11 protein-coding genes are annotated in these 21796 nt (G+C 35.9%); all 11 read right to left on the bottom strand.

The features are described from left to right. The 11 genes from GGR42_RS03360 to GGR42_RS03410 all read right to left on the bottom strand — a co-directional run bounded on the left by GGR42_RS03360 (position 1) and on the right by GGR42_RS03410 (position 21783). Positions 1-2436, bottom strand: coding sequence for an ABC transporter permease (locus GGR42_RS03360; RefSeq protein ID WP_167960835.1), 2436 nt, complete (start codon positions 2434-2436; stop codon positions 1-3). A gap of 274 nt (positions 2437-2710) precedes the next feature. Beyond that, on the bottom strand, positions 2711-5098 hold the full coding sequence (locus GGR42_RS03365) for an ABC transporter permease (RefSeq protein WP_167960837.1): 2388 nt from the start codon (positions 5096-5098) through the stop codon (positions 2711-2713). A gap of 33 nt (positions 5099-5131) precedes the next feature. After that, the gene (locus tag GGR42_RS03370) at positions 5132-7501 is read right to left on the bottom strand and encodes an ABC transporter permease (protein ID WP_167960839.1); all 2370 of its coding nucleotides are present in this window, start codon (positions 7499-7501) and stop codon (positions 5132-5134) included. Then, the gene (locus GGR42_RS03375) at positions 7498-8019 is read right to left on the bottom strand and encodes a GIN domain-containing protein (protein ID WP_167960841.1); all 522 of its coding nucleotides are present in this window, start codon (positions 8017-8019) and stop codon (positions 7498-7500) included. Before GGR42_RS03375 ends, GGR42_RS03370 begins: the two co-directional genes overlap by 4 nt. A 42-nt stretch (positions 8020-8061) precedes the next feature. Next, positions 8062-10443 (bottom strand): ABC transporter permease, encoded by a 2382-nt coding sequence (locus GGR42_RS03380; protein WP_167960844.1) that lies wholly within the window; start codon positions 10441-10443, stop codon positions 8062-8064. Between the two features lie 29 nt (positions 10444-10472). Further along, positions 10473-12866, bottom strand: a complete 2394-nt coding sequence (locus tag GGR42_RS03385; RefSeq protein WP_167960846.1) for an ABC transporter permease — start codon at positions 12864-12866, stop codon at positions 10473-10475. Positions 12867-12898: 32 nt separating this feature from the next. Beyond that, the gene (locus GGR42_RS03390) at positions 12899-15301 is read right to left on the bottom strand and encodes an ABC transporter permease (RefSeq protein ID WP_167960848.1); all 2403 of its coding nucleotides are present in this window, start codon (positions 15299-15301) and stop codon (positions 12899-12901) included. A gap of 30 nt (positions 15302-15331) precedes the next feature. Next, positions 15332-17719: an ABC transporter permease gene (locus GGR42_RS03395; RefSeq protein ID WP_167960850.1), complete on the bottom strand. Its 2388-nt coding sequence runs from the start codon at positions 17717-17719 to the stop codon at positions 15332-15334. A 38-nt stretch (positions 17720-17757) separates the two neighbouring features. Continuing rightward, entirely contained in the window at positions 17758-18585 is an 828-nt protein-coding gene (locus tag GGR42_RS03400; protein WP_167960852.1) for an alpha/beta fold hydrolase, read from the bottom strand. A gap of 9 nt (positions 18586-18594) precedes the next feature. Further along, positions 18595-20994, bottom strand: coding sequence for an ABC transporter permease (locus GGR42_RS03405; RefSeq protein ID WP_167960854.1), 2400 nt, complete (start codon positions 20992-20994; stop codon positions 18595-18597). 3 nt (positions 20995-20997) lie between these two features. Beyond that, on the bottom strand, positions 20998-21783 hold the full coding sequence (locus GGR42_RS03410; RefSeq protein WP_167960856.1) for a head GIN domain-containing protein: 786 nt from the start codon (positions 21781-21783) through the stop codon (positions 20998-21000). Positions 21784-21796: the final 13 nt, after the last annotated feature.

Raw genomic sequence — 21796 nt, forward strand, 5'->3', positions numbered from 1 at the left:
TTATTCTGTCCTTAAACTTTTTACAGGGTTCACAATTGCAGCCTTTATGCTTTGATAACTCACTGTTACAACTGAAATTAAGATCGCCAAAAATGCTGCCAAGGCAAACACCCACCAAGGGAAATCTATTCGGTATGAGAAATCCTCCAACCATTTATTCATGGCGAACCAACCTAATGGGAGTGATATCAAAATGGCCACACCTACAAGTTTTAAAAAATCCAATGTAAGCTTCAGTGATATTTGCCCCACTGTGGCACCCAATACTTTGCGAACGCCAATTTCCTTGACCCGCTTTTCTGCATTAAATGCCGCCAGGCCAAAGAGGCCAAGACAGGCTATTATGAGGGAAAGCACCGTGAAAATAATGAAAATGTTCCCGAGCCTTTGTTCACTTTCGTAAGTGTCATTAAAGGCATCATCCATAAAATAATAATCAAAGGGCTGGCCGGGGACAACATCTTCCCAAACACTTTTAATTTGCGATATTGCATTGGTAAAATCTCCAGCCTGTATTTTTACGGCCATGGCATAGGCATTATCCTCTAAATGAAGACTAAGTGCATCTATCTCTTCTTTTAAGGAGGAAAAATGAAAATCCTTTATCACACCAATTATATTGAAAAAGCTAGGATTCTCGCGAGAGAAATCAGGAGTATAACGTTTGCCAATAGCTTCCTGTGGACTTAGCTTCATTATCTTAACGGCCGTTTCATTCACGATAATTGCTGTGGAATCATTACCGAAGTTCTTATCAAAATTACGGCCTGCCACAAATTCAAAATCCATGGTGGAAACATAATCATGATCAACTCCCCATTGCTGCATACTCACCGCACTTTCTTGATCGGTAAGCCCTTCTTCTGGACTAAAAGTGGAATCACTTCTGCTAGATGGAGTTGGAAAATAACTGCTCAAGGTGGCATTCTTTACAAAACCCAATTGTTTTACTTGGTCTTTAAAGGATGTTACTTTAGACCCTGCGGCATAAACATCATTTACAATAAGCACCTGATCTTTAGAGAATCCCAAATCTTTTCCCTGTATATATTTTAATTGTTGATACACCACTAAGGTGCTTACTATTAAAAAAACCGAAATGGCAAATTGAAAAACAACAAGAGAGTTTCTTACTTTTCCACCACCGGCACTACTCTGTCCTCCTCCTTTCAATACTTTAACAGGCATAAAGCGTGACATAAAAAATGCAGGGTAACTGCCCGAAAACAGCCCCAGAAAAATGACCAGCCCAATTAGAATCAACCAGAAAAAAGGGTTTGCAAAAGGAATGGATATATCTTTATTTGCAAGTGAATTGAAAAATGGTAGGGCTATCAATGCAAATACCAAGGCCAAGGCCAATGATAAAAAGGAAATCAATCCTGATTCCACCAAAAACTGCCTTACTAAATCAATTTTGTTGGATCCAAGTGTCTTTCTAACACCAACCTCCTTTGCACGCTTTAGGGAATGAGCAGTGGACAGGTTCATAAAATTCACACTAGCCAAAACAATGAGAAAAATGGCGATGAACGAAAGAATATAAATACTTTGAATATCATTGTTGGGACTAATTTCAGCCACTAGGTCAGAATGTAAATGAATGTCCGTCAGGGGAATTGTACTATATATCAAATGGTTTCCTGCTGCCTTAAATTGCTCCTCCGTAATGCCGGGCATAAACTGCTGCACTCCTGGCACCACATATTTGCCCAAAAATCCTTGTAGCGGTTCTTGCATAGCAGCAACATTAGCAGAAGGAATTAATTTCATATAGGTTTGGTAGTTATTACTGCCCCAATTCACAACCTTAGAGTCATCATATCCTTCCATAGACTCAAAAATGGAATAATCCCTTAAAAATGAATTTCTTGGAAAATCATCAACAACTCCAACTACTGTATAGGTTTCAGAATTGTTCAACAATAAATTTTGACCAATGGCATCGGAAACTCCAAAATGCTTTTCAGCAGCGGTTTTGGTCATGACCAGCGTATTGGGATCTTTTAAGGCAGTCTTTACATCCCCTGCCAGTAATTTTATCCCGAACATTTCAAAAAAGGTAGGGTCTACATAAGTGGTCTGTTCTTCTTTTACATTGGCTTCTGCATCTGATTTTCTGACTAGTGCACTGCCCCTTGTTCTAAAACGTGTGACCAATTCAACTTCGGAAAAATCGCTTTTTAAGGCCTCTGCCATAGGTGCCGGACTTACGGCATACTTTCTGGCATCCCCTCCAAACTTAATGTCCCCATTTATTCGATGAATGCGATCTGCATCCGCAAACATTTTGTCATAGCTCAATTCATCATAGATGTATAATGAAATAAGAAGGAACCCGGCCATACCAATGGCAAGGCCAAAAGTGTTTAAAAAAGTAAAAAAAGGCTGTTTTTTTAAACTTCTCCATGCAATTTTAATGTGATTTTTAAACATGATTTCTCGTTTTTTGATATTATTTTGCTTGTAAACTTTTTACATGATTTCTAATAATTACTTTCAAAGCGTTGTCTTGGATATTAAAACATATACCCAACCCTAAGTTCTATGTATAAAGAATTCAATCCTAATTTCATGCCATATTATTAAATCCCATTAAATCAATTAGTTAAAGCATTTTTAACGAAATATAATCTCTTGAAGTGTAAAATAATTTGACAAAAAATGTCAACTATTTATACAGTTCTTTTTGTAAAAAAAGAAGTCAGCTTTACTCCTTTCGAAGACTTTTTACCGGATTTACAATTGCAGCTTTAATTGATTGAAAACTTACGGTGAACAGAGCTATTGCTAAGGCAATAATGCCTGCAATAACAAACACTGACCAATTCATTTCAATACGATAGGCAAATTTTTGCAACCAATTCTGCATACCAAAATAAGCCAAGGGAAAGGCAATGACCATGGCCATACCCACAAGTTTTAAAAAATCCTTTGAGAGCATTTGGGTAATGCCTAAAACACTAGCACCCAAAACCTTTCTTACCCCTATTTCCTTTTTTCGTTGTTCTGCGGTAAATGCAGCCAGCCCAAAAAGACCTAAACAAGCCACAAAAATGGCCAATAGACAAAAAACAAGACCTATATTGGCGGCTTTTCTTTCACGTATATAGAGTGTCTCCATCTTTTTATCCAGAAAAGTATACTCAAATGCTGAGTCGGGCACAACCTTTTGAAAAATAGACTCAAGCTCACTAAGAGTGTTAGAAAGTGCTGCATTACTTAATCGTACCAGCAGATATGATTTTGGCTCCCTATTGCCGTTATGAAAAGCATAGGCCCCTATTGGTTTATGTAACGATTCAAAATTAAAATCATCTACAACACCAATGATATAGGCATTGTTTCCCAACCACATATTCACCTGCTTTCCCACGGCTTCCTCTGGACTATATCCTAAGTAATCTATTGCTTTTTTATTCAAGACAACATCAACCAAGGTATCACCTTCTTGCTTAACCTTTGGCAAAGTTTTCCCCGCCAGTAACTTTAACTGTAGAACATCTGTAATACTAGCATCAGAAACATTGGTCTGTATATTCAAACCTTGTTCATCGTTCTGGTCTTTAAAAATAGAACGGCCACTTACATCAAGGCCTGGAAAACCTTGTGCCATACCTACTTCTGACACCGTAGTTAGTGCTTTAAACTCTTGAATAAGAGCTTGTTTATTAGCATCAATACTTACGCCTCCTGTGGAAATGGCAATTACATTTTCCGGGTTATATCCTAAGCTTTTGTCTTGCATATAACGAATTTGTTGATATACCACAAGTACGCCGACAATTAGAATTACTGAAGCGGCAAACTGCAAAACGACCAGCCCTTTTCGTATTAAACCATTTCCTCCTCCATTTGATTTGTCATTTAATATTTTCTTTGGGGAAAAACGTGAAAGATGAAATGCCGGGTAAGAACCTGAAACTAATGTTGTAAATACCCAAAACAATATAATACCAATTGCAAATTCAAAACGAAAAAGGTATTCCAATTGTAAATCGCTATTGGTAAGTTTATTAAAAATAGGCATCAGAATAACAGCAAAAAGTATCCCAATAGACAATGCTATGAATGTGATGAAACCAGTTTCTGCATAAAATCTACCTATTAAATTAGATATTGAAGCGCCCAAGGTTTTATTAATTCCCACATCCTTAGCTCGTTTTTGGGAGCGTGCGGTCATTAAATTCATATAATTGACACAGGCAATCACAAGAATCAAAATAGCAAGAAAGGACAGGTTCCTAATTTCCTTTATGTCACCAATTCGGGAGGCATATGTCTCGGAGTAATCTGAAGAGTACAGATGAACCTTTGACAAGGGTTGCAGAGAGAAGGTAAACCATTGGCCGTCTTTATCCACATTTTTATCCAATACTTGCTGCATTTGATTTTCAGCAGAAGCCACCGATGCATTGGAATTGAGCAGTAAATAGGTTTCAAAACTCGAATTGCCCCAACTTGGATTTTTGGAAAAATATGTTGTACCGAACGACGCTATTAAATTACAATCAAGTGTACTATTAGACGCAAAATCCTTAAAAACCCCTACAACTTCCAACTGGTCCTTATTGTCTACTTTAATCGATTGACCTATAGGATTTTTTACGCCAAAATATTTCTTTGCAGTACTTTCAGATATTGTTACGGTATTTGGTCTTTTTAAGGCCTCTTCACCATTTCCCTCTATCATTTCAATATCAAAAATGCCGAACAACTCAGGGTCGCACCAAAAAAGGCCTTTCTCCAAAAAATTGGTATTATCTACATTGATAAATGCTGTTTCTCCAAAATTGTGTTTTAGCATTCGGGCCCCATATTTTATAGCAGGGGCATCATTTTTTAAAGCTGGAACCAAAGCTGCTGGAGCCTTGCACCAAACCTCACTATTGAACATATCACCTTCGGTATTTACCAATACCCGATAGATATTTTCTTTTTTGGCATACCCATTATTAAAACTAAATTCAAAACTTACAAAGGCAAATAGCAAAATAGTAATGGTGAGACCAATAGATAGCCCTAAAATATTAAGCACCGAAAACATCCTGTCATTCTTTAGGTTCCGCCAAGCTATTTTAATGTGGTTTTTAAACATGGTTCTCTTTTTTAATGATTTGATTGATGATGATTACTCTGTTTGTAGGCTTTTTACAGGGTTCACAATTGCCGATTTAATCGACTGAAAACCAACAGTAATCAATGTTATAATTAAAGCGAACCCCCCTGCCATGGCAAATACCCACCATTGGACCTCTATCTTATAGGCAAAATCTTCAAGCCAATTCGTAGTGAGAAAATAAGCGAGCGGTGAGGCAATAAGAAATGCAATAACAACTAGCTTCAAAAAGTCTTTAGAAAGCAAAGCAGTAATGTTGCCTACACTTGCACCCAATACTTTTCTAATTCCTATTTCTTTAATACGTTCTTTCGCCATAAAAGCCGCCAGACCAAAAAGCCCCATACAAGAAATAAAAATAGATATCAAAGCAAAATAATAGGTCAATGAGCCTGTAAGGGTTTCACTTTTATATTTTGTGGCATACTCTTCATCAACAAAACTGTAATGAAGCGGTACATCTGGCAATACCTTGGTAAATATCGATTCTAAAGATGTAAGGCCATTCTTAGTCTCATTCGCCTTTAATTTCACGAACATAGCGCCTGCATCTTTAGGATCTAAAAAGAAAATAGAGGGCTGTATTGCTTCATAAAGTGACCGATTGTGAAAATCTTTAAGAACACCAATAATCTGCCTTTGGCTACCCCAAACCTCAATAGTTTTGCCTACCGGGTCTTGAATATTCATAATTTCAACCGCCTTTTGATTGAGTACGATGTTCAAGGTATCTACAGTACCCTCTTTATAATAACTCCCATCGCTTAACGAAATCTCAAAAACATCTGGAAAATTATGTGCCGTCCAAAGCATTGAAAACTCAATATGTTCTTGATCCTCTCTTTTCCCAGCCCAACTAACACCACTTGTAGAAGCTCCCATATCTAAAGGAGAAGGGCCCACTAAAGTAACATCGGTAATTCCATTAGAAGCAATCAATTCATTGTGTAAAACTTCATATTTATCGGTAAGTTTTTGATCTTGGTGAATGGATACGATATGATCTTTCTCGAGACCCAAATCTTTTTGATTAATAAAATTCACCTGCTGTTTTACGACTATTGCTACCACTATCAATAAAATGGATAGCCCAAATTGAAGTACAACAAGTCCTTTTCTAAAGGAAATAGTATTCTTTTTTTCTTTACCCATTCCTTTTAAAGCCGAAATTGGTTTAAACGAAGAAATAACAATAGCTGGGTAAATTCCGGACAACAATGTGGTAATAATGAACACAAGTAAAATGCTGATCCAAATACCAAGGTCTGTAGCACCAATGGCAAGATTCTTACCCGCAAAAACATTAATGCTGGGCAAGAGCATGAATGTTAACATATAAGCTATGACAAACGAGATAAATGTAATTAGCGTGGTTTCGGTCATGAATTGACTTATTAGCGTGTTTTTTCTTGCGCCGATTACCTTTCTTACCCCAATTTCACCAGCCCTTTTTGTTGCATAAGCCGTAGATAGGTTTACGAAATTTATACAGGAAATTATTAGTAGAAAAATAGCCGCCCAAGTGAAAATTTGAACATATTCTATTCGGCCTCCGCTTACTTGAGCTTTTTCATTAAACTCACCATAGAGGTAGTCGTCAGAGAATTTTTGAAGAAAACAACCTTCTTTAACTTCGCCTTCAATATTGTTTTGAAAAAGTGTATTGAGTTTGGCTGAAACTTCTTGAACATTGGCCTTTTTCTGCAACAAGAAAGCTCCTTGCATACCATTGTTTCCCCACTCTAACATCCATTGATTATCTTTTAAATACTTGTCAAAACTGAAATAAAAATCGTTTTGAATGGAGGAATGCCTTGGTAAGTTTTCATAAACGGCCTCGACCATAAAATCACCGTTGTCATGAATGGTTACGGTACTACCGATAGCTTGTTGCATCCAATTTTCACCCCAAAAACGTTTGGCCAGATTTTGAGAAATAGCAATAGCTTCTGGTTTTTTATCCAACTGGGTAATATCTCCAATTAGAACAGGAAACGAAAAACTGGCAAAAAGCCCGGAATTGGCAAAAGTGCCCGTTGCTCTATAGTCGGTATTATCAACCTCTAAATTATCTTCAAAACTACGTCCTATTGTAATGTATTGCTCTATTTCAGGAATTTGCTCTTTTGCCGTTTTTAATAATTGGTAAGGTGCGCTTTCATAAACCTCGAACACACCCTCTTCTAAAGGTATTGTCCTTTTTACACGAAATAATTGATCATTATTTGCATGGAATTTATCCATGCTATATTCGTCATACACCCATAGTAATAGAAGAAAAGAAACCGTTAAGGCTAAAGAAAGCCCAAGTACGTTTATTAGAAAGTACCCTTTATTTTTAAAAAGATTTCTCCAAGCGATTTTTAAATAGTTCTTTATCATAGTTTATTAGATTCTAGTTCAGAAATATTGAGTGTTCCTCTCTCATGATCATTGCCTTTTAGAATAAACAGGTTTTTAGATTGTCCGTAAACATCTAAGTCTCCACCATCCATCTTAATATTTAAATCTTCAATATCTACCATAATATCGGCAGCAGCATAATCATTGACTGTTATAGAAAGTGATTTTACTTTTATTATATTGACTGAGTGAAATTGAGCGGCATCATCAACTATGATGTCCTTAAGATTTAGACTACTCACATATACTTTAACCACCTCTTTTTGAGCTTCACCTTTAGTATCAATTTCTAATAAACCATCTTTATAATTAATAATGATTTCGGGTGCTGGTTTGCCACTTACTATTTTTTGTATTTTCTCTTTTGATGGCTCATGAGTAAAATATACCTCAGTAACACCACCTACTTTTATAGTTTCTATAATGTCATCTTTATATTGTGCTATTGAATAATTTGAAATGGATAAGAGTAAAATAACTAAGCCTAATTTTTTCATGATTCTTATTTTTTGTTCCAATTACTAGTGGAGTGATTTTATTTATTCCGTTCTTAAATTATCTATTGGGCTTTTAGTTGCAGCTCGTATTGCCTGCATACCAACAGTTATTAAGGCAACCAACAGTGCTAAAAATCCTGCTCCTATAAAATACCATACTGCCAAAGGAATTCGGTATGCGAATCCTAAAAGCCAATCGTTAGCTAATAAGTAAGCTACCGGTAGCGCAATAAGTATAGCTATAAAGACTAGTTTAGTGAACTCCCCTGAAAGCATTAATATTACTTGCGATACTGTTTGCCCTAATACCTTTCTAATACTTATCTCCTTTTTTCTTCGTTCAGCCGTAAAAGTAGCCAAGCCAAAGAGTCCCAAACAGGAAATTAAAATGGCAAGTCCTGCAAAATATTTAGAAAGGCTAGAAACTTTTTGCTCAGATTCATATAATGCCTCATAATTTTCATCTAAAAAAGAATACTCAAAAGCGTAATCTGGATTAAATTTGGTGTATACTTCTTCTATTCTTTTTAGTACTTCCCGCTCCATACCTTGTTCTAATTTTACTAGATATAAATGTGCTCTTTCTTCGGGAATCAACCTTAGAAACGTTGGTCTAATGGCTTCATGGAAAGATTGAAAATGAAAGTCTTTTAGGACTCCTATAATTTGCCTATCCGTTCCCCATAAATTTACTGTTTTGCCAATTGGGTCTTTCAATCCCATTGCTTTTATCGCCGTTTCATTTAAAATAATTGCGGTACTGTCCGCTGAAAATTCTTTTGAGAACGTTCTTCCTTTATCTACTTGAATATTCAAGGTTTCAATAAACCCATAATTTGTTCCTATATCGTAAAAATCAACATCATTTCCCTCTTCTTTACCAGGCCATTGCATTCCTGTTGTTGTATTTAAATTGCCCCCAATTATATTTTGTCCTGTACTAGATATTTTTACTATACCAGGAATAGCGTTTATTTCATTAAAAAAAGCATCTGTATTTTGCACTAGCCTACCTTCTTTACTAAATAGAATAACATTGTCTTTGTTCAATCCTAAATTCTTAGTTTGAACAAATTCTATTTGCATATAAACTACAGCAACAGCAACAATCAGAATTATTGACATAGAAAATTGAAATACCACCAGTCCCTTTCTAACCCAAACTTCACCAAAAGAGCTTTTTAATTTTCCTTTTAAAATGCTCACTGGATTAAAACTAGACAAATGCATTGCTGGATAACTACCCGATAACAGACCCGTTAGCAAGACAATAACAAGAATTAAACTGGATACCTGAAGTCCAAAATCTAAAGAGAGTGTTTTTCCCATAATAACATTGAATTTCGGAATAGAAATGGTCACAAAAATCAATGCAAATGCTAAAGCAATAAAAGCTGTTAAAATAGATTCTCCAAAATATTGCCTCATGAGCATTCCACGCTTAGAACCCAAAGCTTTTTTTATGCCTATCTCTTTTAAACGTCTAGATGCATTAGCAGTAGATAGGTTCATGAAATTTATACATGCAATCAATAAAATAAAAAAAGCTATTACGGAGAAAAGATAAATATATTTGATGCGCCCGCCTACTTGATTTCCGTTTTCAAAATTTCCATACAAGTAGTTAGAAGAATACTTTGTAAGCATAAGGTCAGCCTCTACATTATCATCTTGCAATTTGGAAAAGCCTTCAATTTTTGATTTAAATTGAGTAATATTAACCCCCTCATTCAAAACTATATATGTAATTGGGTTATTAAATGTCCAACTAGATTCACTACCATTATCGGAAGATATTTTTTTAAACATTTTAAAAGGAAGCGCAAAATCCAATTGGTGGCTTGAAGCAATTGGCATATTCTCAAAAACACCCGAAACTTGATAGCTTTTTTTTGCATCCAATGCATCTACTTCAATTGACTTTCCAATAGCATTTTGAGTAGAGCCAAATAAAGTCCTAGCCAATGTTTCTGATATCACTATAGAATTAATACCTGCCAATACTTGGCTTTTATCTCCAAGTAATAGATTATAGGAAAACATTTTAAAAAAATCTTTATCAGCAAAAGCTCCTGGCGCATTTACGACCTTATCATCTACGGTTATTTGTGTATTTCCAAAGCCTTCAGAAATGTAGGCAGTAGCATATTTAACTTCAGGAAGTTTTTCTGCCATGGTTTCTGCCAACAAATCTGGTGTCCAATAAAAAAGGTCAATTCCATTGGGAGTATCAAACTTATTCCACACTTGATATAGCTCATTATCATTTTCATGAAATTTATCAAAATTAAGTTCATCCAACACCCAAAGTGCAATCAATAATACACATGCCAAACCAGTAGATAATCCAACAATATTTATCAAAAAAGTACTTTTATGTTTTTTGATATTTCTAAAGAAAAGTAAAAAATTATGCTTTATCATGTTTTCTCTTTTTTGATGATGATGCTAATTCATTCTGTTTGTAAACTTTTTACAGGATTCACAATTGCTGCTTTAATACTCTGAAAGCTAACCGTAAGCAATGTAATTACCATAGCACCTAGTATTGTGACTACAAAAACCCCCCAACTAATGTCAGTTCTATAAGCGTATTTTTCCATCCATCCGTTCATATAGTAGTTTCCAATAGGAACTGCAATGCAACAAGATAACAGCACCATTAATACAAATTCTCGAGATAGCAATTGCCAAAGATTATATACTGAAGCCCCCAAAACTTTCCGAACACCTATTTCCTTGGTACGCTGTTCCGCAACAAAGGCAGAAAGTCCAAAAATTCCAAGACAGCTTATGAAAATGGCCAAAAAAGCAAAAAAGCTAGCCAAACGGCCTGTACGCTCCTCATTGACAAAATTCTTAGCGTATTCTTCATCCAAAAAACTATAGAAAAAAAGGCTTTCTGGATCGTGCTTTTTAAACACTTTTTCTATATGTGCCAGGGCCGACTTAGTATCTCCCTCTTTATTAATCTTAATATTAATATAGTTTAGAAAACGACCATAATGCAAAATAAATAGCATAGGTTTTACCTGATCAAAAGGTGATTGGGTAACCATATCCTTAACGACTCCCACAATTTTAAAACTACCATTATCTCCCCATTTTACCATTTCACCCACAGGGTTTTCAAGCCCCATATACCTTACAGCAGTTTCGTTTACTATAAAGGCGGTTGAATCGCTTTTAAACTCCCTAGAGAAATCTCGCCCCTCCTTTATTTCCCAATTCACCATATCACCATAACCATAGGTAGCCCTTAGCGTATTAAACTCCTCACTCATATTGGGGTCTTTTCCTTTCCAATCAAAACCACCATTAGTAGTATAAGCGCCAGTATTCAAAACATCCGACGCAGCCACCTCTTTAATATCAGATGAACTTAAAATTTCATTTCTAACAGCATCAAAATGGGTAACTATTTCTGGCGTATTAATGGGAACATATAATAACTGATCTCTATCGTAACCAATAGATCGGTTTTTTACGTGTTCTAATTGTTTAAAAATAGTTAGTGTACCAAAAATGAGCATCACCGAAATAGTAAATTGAAAAACGACAAGAACCTTTCGAAATCGTGAAGCTCCCAGACCACCATCTAATTTCCCTTTTAACACTTTTATTGGTTTAAAAGAGGAAAGATAAAAAGCAGGATAACTCCCAGAAATTATGCCAGTAAACAAAATAAAAAGCAAAGCAAAAACCCAGAAAAAAGGGCTTTCCCAGGGAATATTCATTGTTTTGCCTGTAAGGTCATTAAAGAAAGGCTGTGCCAATAAAACCAAAATACAGGAAACTATAAAAGCAATAAAAACCACCAATAGAGACTCACTAAGAAATTGAGTCATTAATTGAGATTTAACAGACCCTATAGTCTTTCGTATACCCACCTCTTTGGCACGTTTCACCGATTTGGCCGTGCTTAGGTTCATAAAGTTAATACAGGCCAACAACAAAATAAAAATACCAATTATACCAAACAGCCAAACACGGTCAATAGCTCCACCTGTATTAATGCCATTCTCAAAACGAGAATACAAATGCCATTTGTTCATGGGGTGTAAATGAATAACGGGCTTGGTTTTAAGTGAACCACTTTCTCCATTTTTAATGTTATTGTATTTAACATCTTTAATTAAGGTTGACACCATATTTAAATTTGCTCCATCTTCCAACTGGGCATAGACCTGAAACCAATTGTTTCCCCATCCCAATCTTTCCTCAAAATTTGCTGTTTTATTTAGAAGTTCCCAGGGGGCTATAAAACTTAGATTTTTAAAGTCACTATTCTGTGGCAAGTCCTTATATATACCAGCCACTTGGGTTTGCATTGATGTTCCTATTTTTACCGTTTTACCCATAGGGTCGACATCACCAAATAAAACTTTTGCAGTAGACTCGGATATAAGTAAGGAAGTTGGGTCTTCCAAAGCACTTCTTGTTCCTTTTAGCATTTTCAAAGACAACATATCTGTAATCCCCGGTTCCATAAAATTACCAGTACGAGATACTTTATGTTCCCCTACACTAAGTAATTGATTTCCTCCAAAATTGCTTGTTACTATATGTTTAAAATAATCTCCATATTCATTTCGCAGTACAGGGGCTAAATGAAGTGGTTGGTTTGTTCCCGTATTTATTTCCTCACCAAAAGTCTGGCTTTGCATAACCTGAACAATAGAAGCATAATTTTCAAATTCCTTATTATAAGAAAGTTCATTATAACTCCATATTCCAATAAGCATAGTGGTTGTCATTCCTAAGGCAAGCCCACCTATATTCAGTGCGGAATAGCCTTTTCTCTTTAGTAAACCTCTACAAGCGATTTTTAAATAGTTCTTTACCATGTTTTCTCTTTTTTGATGATGATGATACTAATTCATTCTGTTCGTAAACTTTTTACTGGGTTCACAATTGCGGCTCTAATGGATTGAAAACTTACCGTAACTACTGTTAAGGCCAAGCAACCAAACCCCGCAAGGCCTATCATCCACCATTTTAAATCTATATGGAATGCAAAATCTGAAAGCCATCCTTGCAATAAATACCAGGTTATGGGTGTTGCTATCAATAGCCCTATGAACACTAATTTCACGAAATCTTGAGACAATAAACGTGTTAATTGCAGAACGCTTGAACCCAACACTTTTCTAATCCCTATTTCTTTTGTTCTGCTTTTAGCAACAAAGGCGCTCATTGCAAACAAGCCCATACATGCTAAAAAAACAACAATGCCAGAAAATAAGTTCAATAGCCTAAAACGTAGTTTGTCCTGCTCAAAAAACCGCTCAAACTTATCTGATAGAATATTGATTTCTGCAGGTGTTGCCTGGTCAAATGAATCATTCACAGCGTTTAAATCGGCCATTGTTTTTGACCAATCTGTTGTACTTACCTGCATTGTATAGTAGTCGATACTTTGAATGGGATTGTTCCAATTTCCTATTATCAAGGGTTTTATTGCTGTTCTAAAATCCTCCATCTGAAAATCCTCGACCACCCCAGCAACTTGTACCCGTAAGACTTCATTCTCATCACCTAATATTTCAATATATTTCCCTGTTGGGTTTTCTAACCCCAAGGTTTCCACCACCTTATTGTTTATAAGTACCTTGGTACTATCTGAAGGTATGCCCGAGAAATTAACCCCATCCACTAAATTAATTTGAAAGGTTTTTAGAAAGTCCTTGTCCGCACCAATAAATAATAAATCCTTGGCATCGGCACTAGCTTCTCCCATTTGTACTGCTTGTATGGATGCAATGTTCTTCCACTCCCCTGGTACTCTTGAAACAACACTAACAGATTCAACCTCGGGAATTCTTATAAATTCTTCTTTTATGGCTTCAAATTGACTCCTTAAAATTCTACTATTTATATCAACAGTGACAATCCCATCCATTTCAAAGCCAAGCTCCTTATTTTCCAAAAAATTCATTTGCTTGTTAAAAACAAAAGAGGCCGTTAAAAATGCAATTACTGTAACAAATTGAAACACCAACATAAATCGTCTAAATGGCAATTTAGAACTCGCAGCTGAAACCGTTTGTTTTAAAGTGGATGACGTTCCTGTTCTAATAATTAACCAAAAAGGATATAGTACGGAAAGCAAACTTAAAATTAGACCCGTAGCCACCGTAAAAAGCATGCCTTTAATAGGAATTCCGGATAAACTAATGGTAGTATCGAACCAACTCTTAATCAGTGGTTGCGAAGCCCATAATAAGGTATATGCCAAAACCACGGAAATAGATACCAGCAAAAAACTTTCGGTTAGGAACTGCCATAAAAGTTGCCTTTTCCCAGCACCTATTATTTGCCGAAGCCCTATTTCTTTGGAACGGTCCATAAAGGCAATGTTCAATAATCCTGCATAGTTAAAACAGGCAACTACTAAAATTAAAAGTGCAATCCAGAAAAACAGTTTTACATACAATTCATTGCCCTTATTTTTGTTAATTTCCCCTTCAACTTCATTTTCATATAAATGAATGTTTTGGATGGGTTGTAATGAGAAGGAACTGTTAAAGACTTCATCGGCAGGATAATTTTCTTCTGTTAATTTGGTGATTTTATTACCTAAAACAAGTAAATCAATATTAGGTGAAGTCCTTACATAAGTTATCATATTGTTGCTAGACCAATCTGAAGCAATAAAATTATCCCAATCATTAAAAACATTGGGCATTATATGGGTTGTAAAGAATATAAGGTTTTGAAAATGGGAGTTCTCTGGAAAATCTTCTAGAACCCCAACAACAGTGTATTCTCCATAACCTGTTTTTAGAATTTTATTTAAAGCCAATTCTTTTCCAAAATATTTTTCTTTTAATGTCCTTGTCAATATTACCCCATGAGGTTCATCTGTAAGGGCTTCAACACTTCCTTCCACTAAAGGGAAATTAAACACCTTCAAGAAATTATCATCCAATACAGCTAGCTCTTCATGAGTAGTATTATCTGGGTTGTTACCCACATTTGTCCTGCCAATTGGAACTATTTGGGTCTGGCTTTCAATTTCATTAAAATGTGATTGGGCCTCTATGCCCACTCTTGCCGCTGTTTGGGCCAATTCTCTAGTAGTTCCGTTTTCCTCAGTCTTTTTTTGAAGAAGACGATACACTCCTTTTTGGTCTTGATCAAAAGAAGTTTCCTTTAGTACATATATATTTAGAAGAAAAAAGCAAAAGAAACCTAAGGTAAGCCCCACCACATTTATGATTGTAAACTGGAGGTGGTTCTTTAAATATCTAAAGGCTATTTTAAAATGATTTTTTATCATGACTACTGCTTTTTTGATTTGATTGATGATTTATTCCGTTCGTAAACTTTTTACTGGATTGGACCTAGCTGCTTTGACGCTCTGAAAACTAATAGTTGTAAATGCTACCAATGAAATACCCATACCAACCAGAACAAAAACCCACCATTGAATATCTATTCTATACGCATAGTCCATAAGCCAATTATTCATGAAGTAATAAGCGATCGGTGTGGCAATAACCAATGCTATTACAACTAGTTTGAGAAAATCTTTGGCCAATAGGTTTACAATTCCAAATACTGATGAACCTAATACTTTTCTAATCCCTATTTCTTTTGTTCGCTTTAGCACATGGAAAGAAACCAGGCCAAACAAGCCCATCCCTGCAATGAACAATGCCAAAAAAGTAAAAACACTAAATGCCCTGCCCAAACGAGTTTCACTATCATACATTTGAGAGTAAGAATCTACCATAAACCTTGCCTCATATGGTGCTAAAGGGACTATTGCTTTCATTGTTTTTTCGATAAATTCCTTAGTGTTCTTATAATTATTTGTATCTATTTTTAAGATGACCTGTCCAAAGTTTCGGAGCTGCGGTATATTGCGCATGGTCATATATTGTGGTTCAATAGCCAAATCAAAAGTTTGTAAGTGGAAATCCTTTACAACACCTATAACTTTACCGTCGTGGAATTTTTTCCCAGCAGCGCTTGTCCAGCCCATTTTCTTTACTGCTGCCTCATTTAGAACATAGGCTTCTGTAGAATCGGTATAAAATTCTTTTGAAAAACCCCTGCCTTCTATCAGCTCCATTTCAAAAAGGTCTAAAAAATCATAATCCACATAGGTTCTATATATAAAGATTTCTTGGTTGTCGGCATTTCCTTCCCAATCTCTAACAATACCTTGGCTTGTTACATTCATAGGTAACTGAGTACTAAAGGAAACTTTATTTATTCTTGGATGGCTTAGCAGTTGAGAGCGAATTAGGTCCTCTTTTTCGGCAATTTCTTTCTCAAAATATGGCACATGAACCACCTCTTCTTTTGTGTATCCTAAGTTCTTATTCTGGACAAATTCCAATTGTTGGTAAATAACAATACTACCAATAGCCAAGACCATAGCGACTACAAATTGTCCAACAACCAAGGAATTACGTAAAAAAGCACCTTCTTTGTGGCTTTTTAAAAAATTTCCTTTTAATGCCTTTATTGGATTAACTGCAGATAAAAACAATGCCGGATAAAGCCCAGACAGTACCCCAATAATAAGAGCAATGAACAACATGCCTACAAAAGCCCACCAATTACCCACAATTGCAAAAGGAATTTCTTTGTTCAACAACCCATTGAAGGATGGCAAAAGTAATTTGGCAAGCATAATAGCAAGTAATAGGCTAAACAGTGTTAGAATAAATGATTCCCCTAAAAATTGAACAACCATATGCTTTTTACTAGCTCCAAGTACTTTAGAAACTCCAACTTCCTTTGCTCGTTGGGCGGATTTGGCCGTTGCAAGATTCATGTAGTTTATAGATGCCAAAAAAAGAATTATCAGTGCTATGAATGAGAAAAAATAGATATACCTAATATCACTATTCACCCCAATCTCCATATTCATTTTAGAATGTAGATAAATATCTTTTATAGGTTGAAGTAAAAATGTAGGAAAGAAATTAAGGTTGTATTGTTTATATGCTGGTACAGTAAACTTTTTATAGGAAATCATTTTTTGTTCTAATTCCTTATAGTCAAACCCTTCCGCCAATGTTAAATAAGCATGATAGTTATTACTGGCCCAACTTCCTACATCATTTGGGTAATAGTCCGTGATTTTATATGAGACTATATAACTGTAATTGAAATGTTGGTTTTTGGGAGGATCCATAACAATACCGCTTACTGTTAATGGTGTTTCATTCCCAAAAAGAATAGATTGCCCAATGGGCGGAGTATCACCAAAAATCTTTTTAGCAAGTGACTCGGTAAGAATAATCGAATTGGGGTCTTCCAACGCCTCTTTACCTATACCTTGAATTAGTGGAATTGTAAATACATCAAACACATTTTCATCTGTATAAAGGCCCCTTTCTGCAAATGATTTATTATTCTTGACCAATAAGCCACCCCCAAGATTTAAATTTGTCACAGACTCTACCTCAGGAAAATCTGCCATTAAAGCCTCTGATAAAGGCAAAGGAGCCAATGCAAACAAATCGGTGCCCCTATACTCGTTTCCCTTTTGTTGTTGGGCAATTCTATAAATCCAGTCCGCTTTTTCATGATTTTTGTCAAAGCTGGTTTCAAACTGAATGAATAATGCAATCAAAATAAAACAAGTCATACCAATAGTCAATCCTGTTAGATTAATAGCAGAATACATTTTGTTTTTAACCAGATTTCTCCAGGCTATTTTTACATAGTTTTTAAACATGACTTCGCTTTTTTAATGATTATGATTACATACCCTTTCTATTTAAGAAATCCCTCTGTCATAGCCCATACCGCTTTCCAATTGCAGTAAAAAACTACATGGCCACAACCCGGAATTATTCCAACATTCGATTTTTCGATAAGCTCAGCTGCTTTCAACACTTTTAGTGGGCTAGCATACTCATCGTTTTCTCCTGCAATAACCAAAACAGGACATTCTATTTTCTCAAAAGTTTCTTTACTAATTAAATCTTTTTCATAAAGTTCATTCAACCACTGTAAACTTTCATTCCATCTTTCTGGCTCCGGCATCGACTCTAATCTCCCCTTAAAATAACCACCAGCATCTTTCATTAATTTTTCTTCTGAGTATCCATAGTTCACCCCTGAGCCTTCGGGCTGGTCACCTACTCCAACAACCACCATTTTAATAACTTTTTCTGGATAGTTGGATGCTAATTTAAGGGCCGAATATCCCCCATCCGAAAAACCTATGACTCTAGCCTTTTCAATTCCCAAGTGTTCCAAAAATTTCTTAGCATCATCGGCTCTTTGATTATAGGTATAAGGTTCATGGCCTATGTCTGATTTTACATGTCCCCTAGTACCTAAACAAAGAACTTTGTTTGTCTTAGACAGTTCGGCTATAAAAAATTCAAACTCATTTATATAGCCATATACACCTCCATGAAGCAATAATATGGGGTCCCCCTCTCCATATACCTCATAATAGAGATTGGTTTTTGGATCTACTTCAAAGTATTTTCCCACTTTTTCATTGTAACCATAAGGTATTTTTTCACTTTCCTGAGCGCTCAATGTACCTAAGGCAACTAAAACCAATAGAACTATAGTTAACTGTTTCATACTATCATATTATTCTGTTCTTAAACTTTTAATAGGATTAGATTTTGCCGCTTTAATGGCTTGAAAACTTACCGTTACCACTGTTACCAACATGGCCCCAAACATGGCAAGCAAGAAAACCCACCATTTAAGATTGATATGATATGGATACTCCTGTACCCACCCATTCATTATGTAATATGAAATGGGCATAGCTATGAAGCAGGAAATAATGACCAATCGCAAAAAATCCTTGGAAAGCATGTTCCATACATTGAAGACCGATGCGCCCAAAACCTTGCGGACCCCAATTTCTTTTGTTCTTTGCTCCGCAACAAAAGAAGTAAGCCCAAAAAGTCCCAAACAACTAATTAAAATGGCCAAGGCGGTAAATATGCTTGATAGGTTTCCTATACGCTCTTCTGATGCAAATTTTTCACCATATTGGTCATCCACAAATTGATATTCAAACGGTATGTCCGGAAAATGCTCCGTAAAGACCCTCTCTATGGTGGCAACGTTTTCACTTGCACTTCCATTGGGGTTTAGCCTTAGATTATAGTAGCTAAAGTTATCATGTCTATCATATACATAAACTGCTTGCTTTACAGGTTCATAAGGAGATTGTGCTATCATATCTTCAACAACACCGATAATTTTTAATGGGGGTCCAGGGTCTTCCTCATCATCATCCTTTAACAACATCCCAATGGGATTTTCAAGACCAAGATATTTCTTGGCGGTTTCATTGATAAGAACCCCAAGTGAGTCCGTGGCAAACTCTCTTGAAAAATCTCTTCCCTCAACTATTTTAAGGTTTAAGGACTTGGCATATTCTGGAGAAACTTCGGTCCATGCCAGATCTTCTTGGAAACCTTCTGGTTTTCCCTCCCAAGTAAAACCGCTTCTGTTGGACCATATCCTAGTGGTAGGGCTACTGGAGGTGGACATTTGGACCACTGCCCCTGAACTTAAAAATTCAGTCCGCATCAAATCTGTTTTTCCAGAAAAATCCTCGCTAAAGGTAGGCACCTGTATTAAACCCTCCTTATCATAACCAACTGGACGGTTCTTTGCATAATTTATTTGCTGCATTACAATGACCGTCCCAATAATGAATGCAACAGATACCGTAAATTGGAACACAACCAGAATCTTTCTTGGCAATCCAGAATATTTACCAGCCTTAAAAGTTCCCTTTAAAACCTCTACAGGCTTAAAGGAGGATAGATATAAAGCAGGGTAACTTCCTGCCAGTAAGGATGTAAATAGAATAAAGCCCAAAGAAATCAGCCAAAAAAGACCATTGCCCCAAGGAAATTCTATTTCCTTTCTGGCCAAATCATTAAAACCGTTTAAAGAAAGAAATAAGATACATACAGAAATGACAAAGGCCAATAAAACAACTAAAAATGATTCGCTCAAGAATTGATAGATCAATTGCCCTCTCTGTGAACCAATGGACTTACGTATACCAACCTCTTTAGAACGTTTCTCCGATCTTGCTGTGCTCAGGTTCATAAAGTTGATGCATGCCAACAACAGAACAAATGCTCCTATGATACCAAACAACCAAACGTATTTTATTCTACCACCTGTTTGTTTTCCATTTTCAAAACTGCCCCTCAAATGCCAATCCTCCATAGGGAACAAGAAAATTTGTGGATTGAATTCAGCAGTATCTTCGTTCAAATCCTTTTTAACATTCCTAATAGTCTCTGTAACTGTATCCATGAAAGTATTGTCCGCAATTTGTACGAACATTTGGAAAGAATTGTTCCCCCAACTGTCTTCAGCATTTTTGATCCACTCGTTTTCAATAAGGTATTTTTCCCAAGGAATTATAAAATTTGTTTCACTAAAGGAAGAGCTATAAGGAAAATCCTTGTACACACTGCTGACATTTAAGTCAAATTCATTTCTTACTTTGACTGTTTTGCCTATAGGGTCTTCGTTACCAAATAGAGCTTCTGCAGTAGATTCAGAAAGCATTATCGAGTTTATTTCCCTTAGCCCATCTTTTTCCCCTTTAAGTATATCCAGTTCAAATAGTTCAGGGGCTTGTCGTTGCATATAGTTTCCAGGTCTTGAAAGGCTTTTTTCACCATATTTTAAATAATGGTCACTGGTCCATGAAGACATAATAAGATGTTTAAAATTATCCCCATAACCATCTCTTAGTGCCTTTTCCAGTGGTCTTGGAATAGCCGGTCCGGTACCGGTATTACCATTAAAAGTCTGGGATTGGTATACTTGAGCTATTTTGTCTTGGTTTTTAAAATAGTTGTTAAACGACAATTCATCATTGACCCAAAGGCCAATCATGAGTGTCACAGCCATGCCCAAGGCAAGTCCGCCAATGTTAATGGCCGAGTATCCTTTGTTTTTAATAAGATTTCTCCAAGCGATTTTAAAATAGTTCTTGATCATGGCTTATTGTATTTTTTGTATTGTTGCTTCACCTATAATAATTCCTCTATTCACAGTAGGATTTCCTTCATAAGCTACAATTGCCTCCCCATAGGCCGTAACTTTTAAATTTTCTGAGACATGTACCCGGTAACTCCCTTCTCCATAAGCTTTGATTTTTGTTTTTTGGCTATTTACATCTGCTGTATTCACCGTTGTTTCACCGTAGGCTGTTATTTTTTGTTCATTTATGGTTCCTTCTTTAATCTCGAGGTAGCTCTCTCCATATATAGTAGCTCTCAAATCCTGTATATTTACCTTGTTCAGATAAACTTGGGACTCACCATATATTTTTAATCGAAATTTTTCTACATCCAAAAAGCTTTCGCAAACAAAAGTTTCCTCTCCCCGTAATGAAAGCTCTTCCAAATTTTTATACGTGACTATTGCTGTAACAATTGTTCCTTTATAAATAGACTTCTTGCCTTTCCACTTATCATCCTCTACCCTTTCTGATTTTGTCACCACTTTTGCTCCATCCAGATATAAATTCAATGTCTTTCCCTGTACTTCAACATTTATTTTATCCATAGGAACACTGCTAGTTTCGATAAAGACAGATTCGCGCTCTCCTTCAATGAACTTTACTTGAATATGGGGACTAACAACAACCTTGTTGAAAACATCAACAGGAAAAGTTTTAGTTTGTGCCAGCGTCCTTCCAACACCCAAAATGACAAATAGCAGAAGAGCTATGGCTTTGCCCTTTAACAATCTTCTGCCCTTTTCTATGTTTCTTTGATTTTTCATGATTATTTTTTTT

This window comes from Saonia flava, from assembly GCF_011927795.1.
Lineage (GTDB): Bacteria > Bacteroidota > Bacteroidia > Flavobacteriales > Flavobacteriaceae > Saonia > Saonia flava.